General features: G+C 63.7%; 8 protein-coding genes and 1 pseudogene. 6 read left to right on the forward strand and 3 right to left on the reverse strand.

Annotation, left to right across the window (positions count from 1 at the left end):
* A pseudogene (gene rfbC, locus HUU94_RS10205) lies at positions 1 to 605 on the reverse strand (dTDP-4-dehydrorhamnose 3,5-epimerase); the annotation flags it as partial.
* Positions 606 to 836: 231 nt separating this feature from the next.
* On the opposite strand from rfbC, the gene HUU94_RS10210 reads away from it, so the two are divergent.
* The 6 genes from HUU94_RS10210 to HUU94_RS10235 are packed head-to-tail and all read left to right on the forward strand — an operon-like array spanning position 837 to position 13,702.
* The gene (locus HUU94_RS10210; protein WP_174274978.1) at positions 837 to 8,105 is read left to right on the forward strand and encodes a type I polyketide synthase; all 7,269 of its coding nucleotides are present in this window, start codon (positions 837 to 839) and stop codon (positions 8,103 to 8,105) included.
* A 33-nt stretch (positions 8,106 to 8,138) separates the two neighbouring features.
* Positions 8,139 to 9,488: an aminotransferase class I/II-fold pyridoxal phosphate-dependent enzyme gene (locus tag HUU94_RS10215; protein ID WP_174274979.1), complete on the forward strand. Its 1,350-nt coding sequence runs from the start codon at positions 8,139 to 8,141 to the stop codon at positions 9,486 to 9,488.
* Positions 9,489 to 9,523: 35 nt separating this feature from the next.
* On the forward strand, positions 9,524 to 10,765 hold the full coding sequence (locus HUU94_RS10220; RefSeq protein ID WP_174274980.1) for a glycosyltransferase family 4 protein: 1,242 nt from the start codon (positions 9,524 to 9,526) through the stop codon (positions 10,763 to 10,765).
* Positions 10,762 to 11,565, forward strand: a complete 804-nt coding sequence (locus HUU94_RS10225) for an ABC transporter permease (protein ID WP_174274981.1) — start codon at positions 10,762 to 10,764, stop codon at positions 11,563 to 11,565. The genes HUU94_RS10220 and HUU94_RS10225 overlap by 4 nt, the downstream gene beginning before the upstream one ends.
* A gap of 42 nt (positions 11,566 to 11,607) precedes the next feature.
* Positions 11,608 to 12,771, forward strand: a complete 1,164-nt coding sequence (locus HUU94_RS10230; RefSeq protein WP_254602130.1) for a lipopolysaccharide biosynthesis protein — start codon at positions 11,608 to 11,610, stop codon at positions 12,769 to 12,771.
* Positions 12,772 to 12,817: 46 nt separating this feature from the next.
* Positions 12,818 to 13,702 carry an FkbM family methyltransferase gene (locus tag HUU94_RS10235; RefSeq protein ID WP_217429608.1) on the forward strand — a complete coding sequence of 295 codons (885 nt, stop codon included), beginning with the start codon at positions 12,818 to 12,820 and terminating at the stop codon, positions 13,700 to 13,702.
* A 25-nt stretch (positions 13,703 to 13,727) separates the two neighbouring features.
* Here HUU94_RS10235 and HUU94_RS10240 read toward each other — a convergent pair whose 3' ends face one another.
* Complete coding sequence (locus HUU94_RS10240) at positions 13,728 to 14,939, reverse strand: polysaccharide biosynthesis/export family protein (RefSeq protein WP_254602131.1); 1,212 nt, start codon at positions 14,937 to 14,939, stop codon at positions 13,728 to 13,730.
* Positions 14,940 to 14,953: 14 nt separating this feature from the next.
* Positions 14,954 to 15,616: an ABC transporter ATP-binding protein gene (locus HUU94_RS10245; RefSeq protein ID WP_174274982.1), complete on the reverse strand. Its 663-nt coding sequence runs from the start codon at positions 15,614 to 15,616 to the stop codon at positions 14,954 to 14,956.
* Between the last annotated feature and the right edge of the window lie 2 nt (positions 15,617 to 15,618).

Consider the following 15,618-nt stretch of genomic DNA (forward strand, 5'->3'; position numbering starts at 1 on the left):
CTTCAGACGGCAGAGAGGCAAACCATGCTCTCGGCATGCCCTACCGCCGCCAGCGACACGTTGATGCGGGTGCCCAGTTTTTGAAGTTGCGGTCGAAGCGGGTTGCGATGCGTCGCCAGTCCTTGATGCGGCAGAACATACGTCGAGGGGCTCCAAAGGCTGGCCGTCATAAGGTAAGGGAGTCGTCGCTTCGTCGGGCGGCGTTAGAATTTCGTCCTTGGGGCTAAGCTTCGGCCCGCTAGCCGGCAGGGGCCAGGGCAAGGCGACGGTCGGATCGTTCCAGATCACCCCGCCCTCGGATTGCGGAGCGTAGAGGTTGGAGCATTTATACTCGACCTCGGTATTGGGCTGCAGCGTCACGAAGCCATGCGCGAAGCCGATCGACACGAACAGCTGGTGGCCGTTCTGCGCGGTCAGTTCGGCGGCAACCCCTTTGCCGAAGGTCGGCGATCCCTTGCGCACGTCCACCGCCACATCCCAGATCGCGCCGCGGACGCAGCGCACGAGCTTGTCCTGGCCGTAAGGCGGGCCTGATAGTGCAAGCCCCGCAGCGTACTGACATCGCGCGACATCGAATGATTGTCTTGCACAAAGGTCACGGGCACGCCCAGATCGGGATAGCGCCCGGCATTATAGGTCTCGACGAATCAGCCGCGATCGTCTCCGAAGCGGCGAGGGCGGATCAACTTGACGGGCATCGAATTCTCCCAAGGTCGATCCCGAGTAGTAATAGAGCCCGGCTGACGCAATCTGCTTGCACCTTGCTCCAGCTAGTAGCTTCCGGTAGCCGTAATCGAGCTTCCGCATCGGCGGAGCTAAGGGGTTGGAGCTACTGGGTGAATCGTTCGCGTCATGAGTTCCAGAGCGGCACGTCCGCCGGCGAACATGAGCCGATCGCTATCATCGGCGCTGCCTGCCGCTTTCCCGGGGCGGCTGATCTCGAGAGCTTCTGGCGCTTGCTGCTAGACGGCGTCGATGCCGTTACCGAAATTCCCGATACGCGCTGGAATAAGGCGCAGCTTTATCATCCAGAGAAGGGCCAGAAAGGCAAATCCTACACCTTCGCTGCCGGTGTCATAGATGATGTAAGAAGCTTCGATGCAGGTTTCTTCGGCATGAGCCCGCGTGAGGCCGTACAGACTGATCCACAGCAGCGGCTCGCGCTTGAACTTGCCTACGAAACGATCGAGGATGCAGGGCTCGATGCCGCCAAGCTGGCGGGCGAGAAGGTCGGCGTCTTCGTCGGCGGTTCCTCATGGGATTATCTCAATCTGCACGTCGGCGATCCGGCCGTGATCGACGCTTATTCGATGATCGGCGCGACACTGTGCAGCCTCGCCAATCGCGTTTCCTACACCTTCGATCTGCGCGGGCCGAGCTTCACGGTAGATACCGCCTGCTCGTCCTCGATCGTCGCGCTGCATCAGGCGTGCGAGGCGATTCGGGCGGGTCAGGTGCCGATGGCGATGGTGGGCGGGATTAGCCTGTTACTGTCGCCGCAGAGCTTCGTGGGTTTCTCCGCGGCTTCGATGCTGTCTCCTCGCGGCCGTTGCCACGCATTCGATGCGCGCGCCGATGGCTATGTCCGCGCAGAGGGCGGCGGCTTCATCATCCTAAAACCGCTGGGCCAGGCGCTGGCCGATGGCGATCCGATCCGCGCGGTGATCCGCGGCACAGGCGTCAATTCCGACGGACACACCACCGGACTTTCCTTGCCCAACAAGGACGCGCAGGTCGCACTGCTCGAGGAAGTGTACGGTCGCTTCGGGCTCGATCCGGCCGATCTCTGCTACTTGGAAGCTCACGGCACGGGCACGCCGGCGGGCGATCCCATCGAGACCGGCGCGCTGGGCGCCGCGCTTGGGCGTCGGCGCAATGCCAAGCTGCCAATCGGTTCGGTGAAGACCAACATCGGCCATTTGGAAGCCGCGAGCGGCATGGCCGGGTTGATGAAGGCGTTGTTGGTGGCGCAAGGCGGTGTCATTCCCGCCTCGCTCCATCTCCAGAACCCCAATCCCAACATCCCATTCGATGAGCATAATCTCGAAGTCGTGCGCGAGGCGCGCGCGGTAGCGCAAGGCAGCGGGCCGCTGATAGGGCTCAACAGCTTCGGCTTCGGCGGCACCAACGCGCATGCCGTGCTCGAAACGCCCCCCTCGCCTTTTTTTGCCGCGGGAAAGACTTCCGACGAATTGCCGCCGCTGCTGCTTTCTGCCCGCTCGGATGCCGCGCTCAAGGCGCTGGCTGCCGAATGGCTGGCGATCGTCGAGCATGAGCAGGACGACCTCGGCGGACGCATCCGCGCCGCCGCGTTGCGCCGTCAACAATTCGAGCGCCGTATCGCTATCTCAGCGCGCGACGCCGCCGAACTGACCGGCGCCCTCGCTGCCTTCACAAGCGACGGCAAGGATGCGCTGGCTGTCACCGATACGGCGGTCGCGGGCAAGACTGCCTTCATCTTTTCGGGCAATGGCAGCCAATGGGCGGGCATGGCGCAGGATGCGCTGGCGATGAGCCCTGGCTTCGCCGAGGCGCTGGCCGAAGTTGAGGCCGTGCTCGCGCCCGAACTCGGCTGGTCGGTAACGCAGGCGCTGCTCGAGCCGGACGCTGAGCGGCTGCGCGATACCGCCACCGCCCAGCCTCTGTTGTTCGCGATCCAAGTCGCGCTGGTCACCGCGCTTCGCGCCGAGGGCGTGAGCGCAGACTATTGCATGGGCCACAGCGTCGGCGAGGTTGCAGCGGCCTGGGCTTCGGGCGCGCTCGATCTGGCCGCCGCGGCGCGTGTGATCGCCGCGCGCAGCCGCAACCAGCAGACCCAGCACGGCACCGGACGCATGGCGGTGATCGGGCTTGGCACCGAACAGGCCTCCGCTATCCTCACCCAGTCGCCGCTCAACGGCGTGTTGCTGGCAGTCGCCGCGCACAACAGCACGCAGGGCACGACGATCGCGGGATCGCCCGAGGGAATCGATCTGCTCGAGGCCGAAGCCAAAGCACGGGGCTGGCGCTTCACCCCCCTTGATCTCGATTATGCCTTCCACAGTGCGCTGATGGGCCCGATTGAGCACCAGCTCACCGCGGATCTTGCCGGACTGGAGCCGCAGGAGAGCGACGGCTTCATCTCCACCGTAACCGGCGATGCGCTCGATGGCGCACACCTCGATGCGGATTATTGGTGGCGCAATATCCGCGAGCCGGTGCTCTTCACAGAAGCCGCCGAGAAACTCGTCGCCGAGGGTGTGCGCATTTTCATCGAGGTCGGGCCGCATCCGGTGGTGCGCTCCTATCTCGCCGAGGCGCTGCGCGGCGCCGATGCCGAGGGCCGTGTCGTGCCGACGCTACAGCGCCGCCCGGCCGCGTCCGATCCGGTCAAGCTGATCGCCGCGCGCTGGCATGCCGCCGGCGGCGATATTCGCGGCAGCGCCGATTTTGCCGGATCGACTAGTCCGCTCGGCCTGCCCCGCTATCCTTGGCAGCGCGAGGTCTTCTGGCTGCCGCGTACCACCGAAGCCTCGGACTATTTCATCAAGCCCTATGATCATCCGCTGCTCGGCCTGCGCAGCCATGAGGGCAGTGACGAGTGGCTCCAGCATATTGGGCTCGCCTTGCAGCCCTGGCTTGCCGATCATGCGGTGGGCGGTACGGCGGTGGTGCCTGCGGCGGCGCTGATCGACACGGGTCTAGCGGCCGCGCGCGCGAAATATCCGGGCGCCATCGCGCTCGAACTTTTCGATGTCGAGATCGGCCGCGCTTTGGTTTTGGAGCCAGGCGTGGTCCGTGAAACGATGCTGCGGATCGGCTCCGCGCAAAGCGATTTCGAGATCCGCTCGCGTCCGCGCCTGACCGACGATGTCTGGACTGTCCACGTCAAAGGTCGGATCGCCGCCGACGAGAGCAACGCGCCGGCGCGGCCCTTCGATCTGCCGCCCAAGCCGATCGGCCACTTCGCCAGCGAGACGCTCTATGAGCTCTCGACCGCGATGGGCCTGGACTATGGCCCTGCTTTCCGCGGCGTCATCGGCATCGATCTTTTCGGCGACGATCAGGCGGCCGCGCATCTCAAGAGCCCGGGGCTTGTCTCGGATGGCTTCCTGCTCCCCCCCGATCTGCTCGATGGCTCGTTACAGGGTCTGCTGTCGCTTGCCGCCGAGCGGCTGGGGGCGGGCAGCGGTGTCATGCCCTGGCGCTTTGGCCGCATCCGATTGCTCGATCCGGCTGGCGCCGCGCCTGCCCTTGCCCGGCTTCGCCTCACGCGGATCGGGCCGCGCTCGGTGCGCGCCGATGTGTTTCTGCTCGATGCGGCGGGCAAGCCCGTCGCCGAATTGAACGATTGCTGGTTCGTCCGCGTCGCGCTCACAGGCCAGGCCGGGCAGGACGATCTCTTTTTCCACCCGGTGCAGGCGCTCACTACATCCCTGGTGGACGCGCCGGTCGCGATCGTATCGGCCGATTTGCTTGGGCCCGAAAGCGCGGACGACGAGCCGAGCGAAGCGGCGCTGTTGGTCGATGGCTTCGCGGCGATTGCGGCGCTGGAGGCGTTGCGCGGCGTGGCGAATGCCGACGGCATCGTCGATCCGACCAAGGCAAAGGTAGCGGCACGCGCCTTGACCAAGGAATTGCTCGGCTGGCTCCAGGCCGATGGCATGGCGGACGGCAATCGCCTCAGCGACGAGGAACTGCCCTCGGCAAGCGCGATCCTTCAGACCATCTTCGCCGAACACCCCGCTGCCATCGCCGAGATCACATTGCTGGCGCAGGCCGCGGCCGAATTGCCCACCCTACTCGCCCATGGGCCCGAGGCCCGGACAGCCCGGCCGGCCGCGTTGCTTGACCAGCTCCGCTATGACGCGCCCAGTGCGCGCGCCGCTTCGGACGCCTTGCTCGCGGCGCTCAGCCGACTGCTGGAGACGTGGCCGAAACAGCGGCCGCTGCGCGTTCTCGAACTCGACGCGCGACGCGGTGCGTTCACGCGGCGCCTGTCGCGCGCCCTCGAGGGCCAGGCCCTCGCATTGACCGCATTGACCGATGCCGACGATCAGCCCGTACTCGCCGCGACGCTCGCCAAGGTGCCGGGCGCGTTGGCGCTGACCAAACATGAACTGGCCGAGGCTGGGCCTTTTGATCTGGTAATCGGCCTGTTGTCAGAAACGCCGGCAGGCTTGGCCGAGATGTTGCCCGCGCTGGTGGCCGATGGCGCGATCCTGTTGCTTGCGGAGGCGCAGGCGGGCCGGTTCGCGCGGCTAATAGCTCCGGGCACCGGCAGCATCTCGGATCGACTGCTCGCCATCTTCGAAACCCCCGAGCGGCGAACGCTGCGGGCCGGACTTATCCCGATCGAAATCCTGATCGCGAGCACCCGGGCCGGCGTGCAAGCCGCGGCGTCTGCTGTTGCACGTTATGCTGTGGTCGGGGAGGCGGCGGCCCTCTCCGCCGCACTGGAAACAGCGGGCGTAGAAATTTCTCAATTCACGTTGGCGAATTTCAAAAGCGCACCGCTCGAGATGCCTATGCTGATCGCGATCGACAACCTCGGCCTGACGCTGGGCGAGCAGCTTGCGCTAGTCGCTCGTTTTCCGGATCGGCTCGATGCCGAAGCGACCGCCGATATCACTTTGCTCACCGGTGCTGGCGACAATGCCGCGGCGCTGATGGGTGTCCGCCGCGTGATGGCGAACGAAGCGCCCAATCTGCGCTGCCGCCTGATCCAGATCGAAGGCGACGTGCCCGTAGACCGTATCACCGCCGAATTGTTGCATCCGACCGCAGAGCAAGAGATTTGGCTTTCGGCTGACATGCGCAGCGTCGCGCGCGTCCGCCGCGGGCTGCCGCGCCGTCAACGGCCCGGTGCCGAGACGCTGCGCCTGCAAGTCAGCCGCCCGGGCTTGCTTGACTCGCTCGAGTGGGGCGAAGCCACGCCCGCCCTCCCCGGTGCCGGCGAGCTGGCGATCAAAGTCGAGGCTGCAGGTCTCAACTTTCGCGACGTGATGTGGGCGATGGGCCTGCTGCCCGACGAAGCCTTGCTCGATGGCTTTGCAGGCGCGACGCTCGGTCTCGAATGTGCCGGCATCGTCACCGCGGTGGGCAAGGACGTTGCGGGCTTTACGCCGGGCGATCGCGTGATGGCCTTCGCACCCGCGTCGCTTTCCACGAACACCGTCACCGCCGCGCATGCCGTGATGCGGATGCCGCGCGGCATGGAGTTTGCCGCGGCGGCCACCGTGCCGGTCGCTTTCCTCACCGTCGCTTATGCCGTCGGCCACCTCGGACGCCTCTCCAAGGGCGAGACGATCCTCATCCACGGCGGCGCGGGCGGTGTCGGTCTGGCCGCGATCCAATATGCCAAGTACCGGGGCGCGCGCGTCTTCGCGACCGCCGGCTCACCCGCCAAGCGCGCGTTGCTCGAAAGCCTGGGGGTCGATGCGGTGTTCGACAGCCGTAGCCTCGCTTTCGCGGACGAGGTGATGCGCCTCACCGAGGACGAGGGAGTCGATATCGTCCTCAACAGCTTGGCCGGCGAGGCGATGCAGCGCAGCTTGGGGCTGGTGAAACCGTTCGGGCGCTTTCTGGAACTCGGCAAGCGCGACTTCTACGAGAATACGCCAATCGGGCTGCGTCCCTTCCGGCACAACGTCACTTATTTCGGAATCGACGCGGACCAGCTGCCGCTCAAGCGCCCCGCGCTCGCTGCCGAACTGTTCGCTGAGATCAGCGGGCTGATGGCGACGGGCGTGCTGCGGCCGCTTCCATATCGCCAATATGACTATGCCGACGTGGAGGACGCCTTCAGGCTGATGCAGTCCTCGGGCCATATCGGGAAGATCGTGCTTGCCCCGGCCAAAGTCCTGCCCGCGCACAACAGCGCGCCGCCCGACCTTAAGTTGGCGGCCGACGGGACTTATATCGTCACTGGCGGAATCAGCGGTTTCGGATTGGAGACGGCGCGCTGGCTGACGGCGCATGGCGCGGGCAAGCTGGCCCTGCTTGGCCGGCGCGGGGCGGAGACACCGGGCGCGGCAGGGGCGATCGCCGAACTCGGATCGCTGGGCGCCGAAGCCAAGACTTATGCTGTCGACGTATCAGATGAAGCAGCGCTCGGGCTTACGCTCGATGCCATCCGCGCAGATCTCGGCCTAATCCGGGGCGTGGTCCACGCCGCCGTGGCAATGGACGATGCTCTGCTCTCGCAGCTCGATGCCGATCGCTTCGCAGGCGCGCTCGCGCCTAAGCTCGGCGGCGCGGAGGCACTCGACCGCCTGACACGCGAGGATCCGATCGATCTCTTCCTGCTATTCTCCTCGGTCACGACGCCGATGGGCAATCCGGGCCAGGGCAATTATGTTGCCGCCAACGCCGCGATCGAGGCGGTCGCCGAGCGCCGCTATGCAGAGGGCCTCCACGCCCTCGCCGTGCAGTGGGGCCCGATCGGCAACGCTGGTTATCTGGCGCGCGAGACCGGCGTCAGCGATCTCTTGAGCCGCCAGCTCGGCAGCGCGCACCTGACCGCGAGCCAAGCACTCGACGCGCTTCCCGCTCTGCTCGCCTCGGGTCTGCCAGTCGCTGGCTACGCCACCGTGCGCTGGGCGACAATCGCACGCAGCCTACCGCTGCTCGACAGCCCACTCTTCGCCGACATGAAGCTTGCGGCCGGTGGCGATACAGCCGAAATCGATTTGCGCGAGTTGCTCGCGCATTGCTCGCCCGAAGAAGCCCGTGAAAAAGCCACCGCGATGCTGATCGAAGAGGTTGCGCGCATCATGAAGCTCGCGCCCGATCGCGTCGAGGCGCAGCGGCCGCTGACCGAACTCGGCATGGATAGTTTGATGGCGGTGGAGCTTCGGCTTGCGGTTGAGCAGCGCTTCGGCGTCACTGTGCCCGTGCTCGCGCTTTCCGAAGGCGCGACGCTTTCGGCCATGGCGGGTCGGATCCTGCGCAGCCTCGGCAGCGAAGAAAGCAGCGAGGCCAGCGTCACCGATCAGATGATCGGGCGTTTGGCCAAATATGAAGGTGCCTCCTTGCCTGCGGATGGCCCCCCGGAGGGCGTAGCCGCTAGATCGGATCGATCCGATCAGCGCGCGTTCGTCGCCGCAGCCGCGACTTCGCCTTAATTGCGCCCCGACGGCCATGGCATCGGCAGTCAAATGAATGATTCGTACGGTCTTTCCGGCGAGGCCAAGGCCAAGCTCCTCGCGCGCATGGTAGCACGGACGCCCGCTGCGACGAGCCCTAAGCCTGCCGAGCCCAAGCTCTCACTAGGCCGCAGCAAGGTGCTGGACGACCTCGCCATGGTCCGCCGTGCGGGCGAAGCGCTGGAAATCGCCAATCCTTACTTCCGTCCCCATGAGGGTGTCGCCGGCGCAACGACCATCATCGATGGGCACAGCTACGATAATTTCGTTTCCTACAATTATCTGGGTCTTAACGGCGATCCCCGCGTCAACCATGCCGCCAAGGAAGCGATCGATCGCTACGGCACCTCGGTCTCGGCCAGCCGGATCGTCTCCGGCGAACGCCCGATACATCGGGGGCTCGAACGCGCGCTGGCTGACGTCTATCAGGCCGAGGATTGCGTCGCGCTGGTCTCGGGTCATGCCACCAACGTCACCGTCATCGGCCACCTCGTCGATCGCGAGGATCTCGTGATCCACGATGCGCTGAGCCACAACAGCATCGTCCAGGGCGCGCTGATGAGCGGAGCAAAGCGCATCGTCTTCCCGCACAACGATCTGGCCGAACTCGATCGGATGCTGGCTCAGTCCCGTTCGGCCGCCAAGCGTGCGCTGATCGTCGTTGAGGGTCATTATAGCATGGACGGGGACGTGCCCGATCTCGCCAGGCTGGTGACGATCGCCAAGCGCCATCGCGCCCATCTGATGGTGGACGAGGCGCATTCGCTGGGCGTGCTGGGTGCACGCGGCCACGGCATCTTCGAGGCGGCGGGCGTCGACCCGCGCGAGATCGACGTCTGGATGGGGACGCTCTCCAAAACCCTCTCGGGCTGCGGCGGCTACATCGCCGGATCGGCCGCGCTGATCGACTATCTGCGCTATTCGGCGCCGGGGTTCGTCTATTCGGTTGGCCTGCCGCCGCCTATCGCCGCCGCCGCGCTCGCCAGCCTGGAGGCTATGGGTGCGGAGCCCGAGCGGGTAGCCCGACTTCGCGCGAACGGGGCGCGCTTTCTCGCCGCCGCCCGGTCGCACGGGCTCGACACCGGCCCCTCGATCGGCACCGCGATCGTGCCGATCATGACCGGCAGCTCGATCGTCGCCGCGCGCGCCGCAGATGCGCTCTTCAAGCAGGGCATCAACGTTCAACCAATCATCTACCCCGCAGTGCCCGAACAGGGCGCACGGCTGCGCTTCTTCATCTCATCGCTGCACGAGCCGGATCAACTCGATCGGGTGGCCGCCACCGTTTCCGCGACGATTGAGGCCTCGCTTGATATGTCCGTCGACCTTGCCGCCCTGGCAAGCCGGATCGCGGCGGGCTGAGGAGAGAGCGTCGCGGTACGGGACGCCTGCAAGATATGCCGGAAAGACCGACCAGCAGCGGTGAGCCGGAGATCATCCTTGATCTTTCGCGCCTGCTTTCGCGCGTTCCTCACGCGACCCCCACAGGCGTCGATCGCTGCGAGATGGCTTATGCCCGTGGGCTACTGGCCGCCGTCCCGGATCGCCTGCGCTTTGCCGCCGTTCACCCCAGCGGTATCTATGGCCGCATCCCGCACGGGGCCGTCTTGCGCTTCCTTGATGCCACCGAAGAACGCTGGGACCATAAGGGCTTCGGTTCGATCTGGGAGATGCGGCGCTTCGCGGCGCGCGCGATGGCGGCGATGCGACCAAGATCGGTCCGGCGCGATGCCAGCGCGCCCCGCCCCTGTTATGTTCAAGCCTCGCCCAACAACCTGACCAAGCCGGCACTGGTGCAATCAATCCTCAAGCGCGAGCGGGCGCGATTTTTCTGCTTGGTCCACGACCTGATACCGCTTCAATATCCGGAATATGCGCGGCCGGGTGGAGCAGCAGAACACGAAGTGCGCGTGCGGACGATCCTGTCGTCCACCGATGGCGTGATCTGTAATTCACATGCAACGCTGGATGCCCTGCGGCCGTGGATGGACAGGCTCGGACGCCACCCGTCAGCGGTCGTCGCCCACATCGGCACCCACCTTCACCGGATCCATGACGATACGCCCCTTCCTGCCTACGTCACTGACGGTCGGCCTTACTTCGTCTGCATCGGTACGATTGAACCGCGGAAAAACCATCTCCTCCTACTGAACCTTTGGCGGCGCATGGCCGAAGAGCGAGGTGCGGCCAATATCCCCAGGCTGATCATCGTCGGTCGGCGCGGCTGGGAGAATGAGCAGGTCATCGATATGCTCGAACGCTGCCCGGCGCTGCAAGGCTGCGTCGAGGAAAAGGGCCGACTTTCCGATCGCGAGGTGGTGGCCCTGTTGCCGGGTGCTCGCGCGTTGCTCATGCCAAGCTTCGCCGAGGGTTATGGCATGCCGATCGCCGAGGCGTTGAGCCTTCGGGTCCCTGTCGTCTGCAGCGATCTGCCAGCGCTCCGCGAGGCGGGCGCCGCAGCGCCGGTTTTCCTGGATCCGCTGGACGGGCCAGCGTGGCAATCCACCGTTCTTGCCCTGGAAGAGGCGGACGGCGATCTTTCTAAGCAGCTCCGAGACCGAACGTCCACCTGGAACGCGCCGAGCTGGCGGGACCATATCGCAATTCTGCTGGGATTGCTTCATAGGGCAGAACAATGACGGCGGTACGATCCGAGTTCGGCACACTCAGACGGGGTTTCAGCGTCCAGGCCCGCGTGATCGGCGCGCTGCTGTTGCGCGAAATGCACACCCGCTTCGGTCGCGAGAACATCGGCTATATCTGGCTGATCGCCGAGCCGATGTTGCTCGCAACGGTGATCGGCATCATGCACATGGGCCAGCATACCGAGTATAGTACAGATATCACGCCGCTCGGCTTGACCGTGGTTGGCTACACGATTTTCATCATGTTTCGCGGCATCGTGAATCGTTCGGAAGGCGCGATGGAAGCGAACGCGACGCTGATGTATCACCGAATGGTCACCCCGGACGATGTCGTGTTGGCACGCGCGCTGCTGGAAGGTGGCGGAACGCTTGGCACCGTTTTGATCATGCTTTCGGCGTTGATCGCAATCGGGCAGGCACCATTCCCCACGCGACCATTGATGCTTGCCCTCGCCATCTTTTTCCAGTTTTGGTCATCGTGGGGCCAAGCGATGATCGTCACAACCATCTCGAATGACAACCGCACGATCGGTCGCCTCGTGCACGTTTACACCTATTTCATGATCCCCCTGTCCGGCGCTTTCATTCAGATAGAGTGGATCCCCGATCCATATCGCAGCTATCTGCTGTGGCTGCCGATGCCGCACATCTTCGAGATGGCGCGCTACGGAGTGTTCAAATCCGCTACCGACAAATATTTCAGTATCACCTATCTGACGGGATTTTGCTTGGTCACGATGCTGATCGGCTTAGTTTCAATGCGTATCTTGCGACGCAAGATGCATGTGTCGTGATCTGATGATACACCACCTAGACCCGCACACTGGACCGACGATATGAACATGCACGGCATTATGGTTCCGGCCACGGAAGATCGCGAGCCAAAATCCGGCGCGGCACTCTTGGCTTGGGTGCAGGCACGAAAGTCATTTCTGCTGTTCGTCGTCCTCCCGACGCTGCTGGTTGCAGGCTATTATTATCTGATCGCGGCCCGGCAATATGAGTCGGAGGCTCATTTCCTGGTGCGCTCGGCGGGACAGCAACAGATGCCGGGCATCGGCATTAGTCAGGCCTTGAGCGCGGCGACCGGGATCAGCAGCGCCCAAGGTGAAGCAATGAGCGTTGCAGACTATCTGACGTCGCATGATGCGGTCGCGACGCTGAGTCACGATACACAACTGGTCAAGCGCTTCCAGCACGATGGCGTCGATCCACTGGCCCGTCTCTACGGTGATCCACCGTCTCCCGAGCGCTTGCTCAAATATTTCCGCAATCAGGTGACGGTCAAGTACAATGCCGAGACCGGCATCACGACGCTGGTCGTGCACAGCTTCACGCCGCAGGACTCTTACGACATCGTAGAAAAGATGCTCGAGATGGGAGAGGCGCGCGTCAACGTCCTCAACCGTCGCAGCTATGCGGACAGTATCGCGATGGCGGGGCGACAGCTGCGTGATACCGAAAACGAGCTGTCGCAAACACAGATCGACATTACTCGCTTCCGCAAGGTCCGCAGCGATATTGATCCCAAGGCTTTGGGCAACGCCCAGATCGGGATCGTCTCGACGCTGACGTCGGATCTCGCCAGCGCCCGCGCGCAGCTGGCGGCGATGGGGCGAATGATCAACCACACTAGCCCTCAATATCAGGCCCTCGCCGCTCGCGTCTCGGCGCTTCAGGCGCAGCTCTCTGCCCAATCCGGCCGTCTCACGGGCAACAACAGCGCGATCGTCAACGATATCAGCGGCTATGAAACTCTGCAGATGCGCCAGGAATTTCTCAGTAAGCGGTATGAGGCGGCGGCGGCGGCGCTGGAAAAGGCGCGCGATCAGGCTCAGAGGCAGCAACTTTATGTCGTGCGCGTCGTCGAGCCCAACATGTCGGTGAAGGCGCTTTTCCCCGAACGGGGCAAGATCGTGCTAACAGTCGCGGTCGCACTCCTGATCCTATATGCACTCGGCTGGCTGATCGTGGCCGGTATGCGCGAGCACGCCGCCTGACCCGGCGCCTGGCGCTCTCTGCTCGATGACTGGACGGTGCAGGACCATGTTTGCCCGCAAACCGATTTACACGCCGCCAACGCATCGGCTGCGCCTGCTCGCACCGCCGCTGATGCGACGGGAGAACCGCACCGACAATGAAGCCTTGATCAGGGCGCGCTGCATAACCGCCTATCTTGGCGAGAGCACTGCTTTATGCCGCATTCTGGGGCGGTATAAGCTGTTCGTTGATACGCAAGACGCTGGCCTGTCGGTACATCTCATGCTCGATGGCTATTGGGAGATGTGGCTGACAGAGGTGCTGGCGGAATTCGTCAAGCCCGGAATGGTGGTCGCGGACATCGGCGCCAATCTTGGCTATTTCTCGATGCTGCTCGCCGATCTGGTTGGCGATAGGGGACGCGTCCATGCGATCGAGCCGAACGCTGCTCTTGCTCAACGACTGCGTAAATCCGCGCGGGCAAACGGATATGAGCGTATCATTGAGATTAGCGAGGATGCCCTCGGCGATGTCGACGGCGGCCTTTTCCACTTCGTGATCCCGCCAACGGACCCGAAGAACGGACATCTGATACCGATCGAGTTCGCACCACTCGCGGATGCCGCCGAGTTGATCGGCACCCGCCGACTGGACGGTTTTCCCGCCCTGATGGACGTCGATATCGTCAAGATCGACGCAGACACGGCCGAACGGGCGATCTGGCGCGGCATGCGCGGCATATTCGATCGCGGACGGCCGATGACGGTCTTTCTCGAATTCACGGCCGAGCGTTATGCCGATACGGGCGCCGGAGCTTTTGTCGATGAGATAACGGCCGAGGGGTTCACGATCGCGCGCGTCGATCCCGCCGAAGGTGTGATAGAATGGTCGAAGGAAGCTATTCTCGCGTTTCCGGCCAACGAGGACCAAATTCTTATCCTGCGCCGATAGCAGACACGCGGCCCGCCACCTGCGCCTATTGCGTCAGAACGCGGGCTGTAACGAAAGGCGAGAAGAGCTGATTGATAACCGCGATCAGCTTAGACGGCTGGTTGGCGGCTGCATTGCCGATATACAGCACGTCCTTATCGCGAACCAAGAAATGCTGGGCGAGAAAATAGCTGGTCGGATTCATCATATTGAGCCGATAGACGATCGGCTGCGGCTCCGCACCCGCCAGTTGATCGTATCGGAACAGAAAGATCGCGGAAGGATCGGCCGTGGCATCCGCCGGCCCTCCCGCACGCGCCACGGCTTCGGCCAAAGAGACATCCCCTGTCTCGAACGGAACCTGTGAGACCTTGCCGGACGCGCCCAGGATCAGGAAAGTCCGCGGGCGCTTCAGGAACTCTATCCGGTCGCCCGGAATCAACTGGAAATCGCCGGGATCTCCGGCACGCAGGCGGCCGAGCCGTTCTTCAACGATCCGGTTGCCCCGCGTCACCCGGACGATGGTGTCTTCCGCAGAGTTGGGCGTGCCACCGGCGAACGCTACCGCATCAACGAGGCGTTCCTTGCCCAGCGTCAACGGGTAGCGGCCGGGCCTGCGAACCTCGCCCAAGATAATCACCGAATTATGAATGCTTTCCTTCAAGGTCACGATCGCCTGCGGCCGCTGGGAAAGCTGGCGCAGTCCGTTCTCGATCATTTTCTCGACTTCTGCGGGCGTCCTGCCTGCTACCGCGAGACGGCCCGCATAAGGCAAGGTGATCGTCCCATCCCGCGCGACTCCGATCGACGGGATCGTCTGGGCGCGGGCCGACGGATCGAAGGATTGTCCCTGACCGAACAGCGCAACCCCGACCTCAAAGATGCTGATCTGCAATTGATCGCCCGCACCGATCAGATCGTTGCTGTCCTCATCGCGCAGCCCGACAAACGCCGTTGGTTGCGCGGCCAGCTTTGCGTCCTCTCGCTGAACCTCCGCCACGATCGCCGCATCGACGGGAACGATCTTGAACCCGATCGAATTGGCGGACGTGCGCGCACTTTTCGTAATATCATGCGCAGTCGGGCCGCTGGCAGGCAACGTCGCACATCCCGAGAGCAGCAGGGCCGCGAGGGTCAAACTGCCCGCAGGGCGGACCCGCGTCCGAACTTTAGAAATCATGATAAGTGGCTTGCCCCAAGGCGAACTCTTCTTCGCGTAGACGGCGTCCGTCGCGCCAATACGATCGACTGTCAACATGCCTCGGAACGTCATCAGGCGGCACGCGCCTGCAGGCGGTGATGAATTTCCGTAGCTTCTTCGATCGTATCGTAGAAGGTCAACGACCCTCCATAGAGGACCGCCCCCCGGCGGCAATATTGACGCAGCGTCCCCGGCTCGTGCGATATCATGATCAGCGACGCCGTGTCGCGGCGCTTGACCAGTTCCTCCTCGCACCGCGCGCGAAATCGTTCGTCGCCGGCTCCCGTGATTTCATCGACGAGATAGCATTCGAAATTGATCGCCAGCGAGATGCCGAAAGCCAGGCGTGCGGACATGCCAGCGGAGTAGGTTTGGACAGGCTGATAGAAATAAGGCCCGAGGCGAGCGAATTCCTCGACATAGCTGAGGATATCGTCTTCTGCCTCGCGATAGATGCGAGCGATGAAGCGCGCATTGTCGGCTCCCGTCAGACTTGGCGCGAAGCAGCTACCATAGCCGATCGGCCACGACGTCAGCATGCGGCGCGTCACGGTGCCGCTAGTCGGATATTCGACACCCGCGATCAGGCGCATGAGTGTTGATTTACCTGCGCCGTTGGCCCCACAAATGCCAAGGCTGTCACCTCGCTCGATCACGAAGTTGATATCGGTCAGGACCTGCTTGTGAAAATTGCGGATGTGATAGGATTTGCAGACATTCTCGAATTTAATCATCG

This window comes from Sphingomonas bacterium (assembly GCF_903644055.1).
In the GTDB taxonomy this organism is placed as follows: Bacteria; Pseudomonadota; Alphaproteobacteria; order Sphingomonadales; family Sphingomonadaceae; genus Sphingomonas_I.

What these genes read in the sequence shown, in the direction of transcription:
- HUU94_RS10245 (WP_174274982.1), bottom strand. Translation starts at nt 15,616, where the DNA reads ATGATTAAATTCGAGAATGTCTGCAAATCCTATCACATCCGCAATTTT.
- HUU94_RS10225 (WP_174274981.1), top strand. Translation starts at nt 10,762, where the DNA reads ATGACGGCGGTACGATCCGAGTTCGGCACACTCAGACGGGGTTTCAGC.
- HUU94_RS10215 (WP_174274979.1), top strand. Translation starts at nt 8,139, where the DNA reads ATGAATGATTCGTACGGTCTTTCCGGCGAGGCCAAGGCCAAGCTCCTC.
- HUU94_RS10220 (WP_174274980.1), top strand. Translation starts at nt 9,524, where the DNA reads ATGCCGGAAAGACCGACCAGCAGCGGTGAGCCGGAGATCATCCTTGAT.
- HUU94_RS10235 (WP_217429608.1), top strand. Translation starts at nt 12,818, where the DNA reads ATGTTTGCCCGCAAACCGATTTACACGCCGCCAACGCATCGGCTGCGC.
- HUU94_RS10240 (WP_254602131.1), bottom strand. Translation starts at nt 14,939, where the DNA reads ATGTTGACAGTCGATCGTATTGGCGCGACGGACGCCGTCTACGCGAAG.
- HUU94_RS10230 (WP_254602130.1), top strand. Translation starts at nt 11,608, where the DNA reads ATGAACATGCACGGCATTATGGTTCCGGCCACGGAAGATCGCGAGCCA.